Annotated in this window: 2 protein-coding genes; one reads left to right on the top strand and one right to left on the bottom strand. The window is 40.8% G+C overall.

The window, feature by feature from the left end; translation table 11 throughout:
- Positions 1-490, bottom strand: a 490-nt coding sequence (locus B5D35_RS23785) for a phage/plasmid replication protein, II/X family (protein WP_244556741.1), incomplete at its 3' end; no start/stop codon positions are given.
- A 186-nt stretch (positions 491-676) separates the two neighbouring features.
- On the opposite strand from B5D35_RS23785, the gene B5D35_RS23780 reads away from it, so the two are divergent.
- The gene (locus B5D35_RS23780; protein WP_078754856.1) at positions 677-1,342 is read left to right on the top strand and encodes a helix-turn-helix domain-containing protein; all 666 of its coding nucleotides are present in this window, start codon (positions 677-679) and stop codon (positions 1,340-1,342) included.
- Positions 1,343-1,380: the final 38 nt, after the last annotated feature.

Below are 1,380 nucleotides of genomic sequence, written 5' to 3'. Positions count from 1 at the left end.
TGTTACTCAAGGCTTTCAGGGTTTGGCGTAACACATCCTGACTGGCTAACTGAATGGAGTAGGTGCAATCCAATCGGCAAATCTCCCCTAACCCGGTATCTAACAGGTCAAACAGTACAGGTTGTGCTTTTGCCAGCGCATCCAACATGTATTCAATGCCTAGGCGCAAGCTTTCAGAGCCGTAGACATTGTGCCCTTGCATGACCTTTGCGGGAGAAGCCTTTATCTCGAAGTAAGGCCAAAACACGTTAGCGCGTGGGTCAGAATTAAACGCTTTACAGGCAATATCGGTAAAGGATGACGGGATGGTTTGATACGGGCAGTAGAGGTCGCTGACTTCGGTGTTGTTGTCGCCAGACAGGGCGAAACCAATTTCACCGGCAGAGATTTTTAGGCCGGTTTTCTTTGCTAGCGTTTCGAAATCCAAAAAGCCGCAGTTCGTCATTTCAAGGACGACCTCTCGCTTAAATGGAAATTTCATTGCTAGCATATCAAGCACTGCGAAAACCCTGTCAATACATTTTATGGCACTATCTGAGTGCCTATATTTGCACGCTGTATCATTTTGAGTCAATAAAAAATGGCACTGATATAGTTCCGAAAGTGGCACTATGAAAGGTATGGATAAAACTATGGTGTAAAATGGCTAAGGTATTAAATATTAAGAGATAAGAATGTGTCTGTAGAAAAGAGAGCTGAACAATTTAAGAGAGCAATTCTAAGGAAAGGAGCAACTTATGAGATCATTAGTGACATCACAGGTATCAGCTCAAGAACATTAAAAAGAATTGCTTCTGGTGAAACTGACCCTCGTTTCTCTGATGTTATAAAGATCAGCGAGGCAACCGGAGTTGATATTTATCAGCTTGCTTGTTCTGATGTTGACATGAACAAATATGCCTCCATGGAGCCTCATATAGGTTCGACCATCATAAGCCTTTCTCGTTTAGTTGATCTTATTAGCTTGATGCTGATAACTAACCAACAACAAGTTGAGCATTCGTTGAGTAAGCAAACCCGTCATCTCACAGAAAAAGAAATGCAAGAACAAGCACCTGCATTGCTTTTACACGTCAAGAAAGACATTGAAGATAAGCTAAAGAAAAGTGAAGAAATGATTCGAAATGTCGAAGCAATGCGAGAAATTACAATGAAAGGTTTCGATCAAATTCAAATAGAAACTGAGTCTAGAAAAGAGGTGCTATCTAGAATGGTAATCGACGGTTTGATTACAGAAAAAGAGAAAAACATTTCTCTTGAAATGAGTAGCGAAAAACCGATGAGCACAACATCAGACATAATGCTCAATAACGCAACAAAACGGTATAGAAACAAGGAATAGTATTATATTGAGACCAAAAGCCGCTATTAGAGCATGCG

Origin of the sequence: Enterovibrio nigricans DSM 22720 (assembly GCF_900167155.1) — a bacterium.
Lineage (GTDB): Bacteria > Pseudomonadota > Gammaproteobacteria > Enterobacterales > Vibrionaceae > Enterovibrio > Enterovibrio nigricans.
Note: the sequence above shows the minus strand (reverse complement) of the source record. Positions and strands in the feature narration are given on the sequence as shown.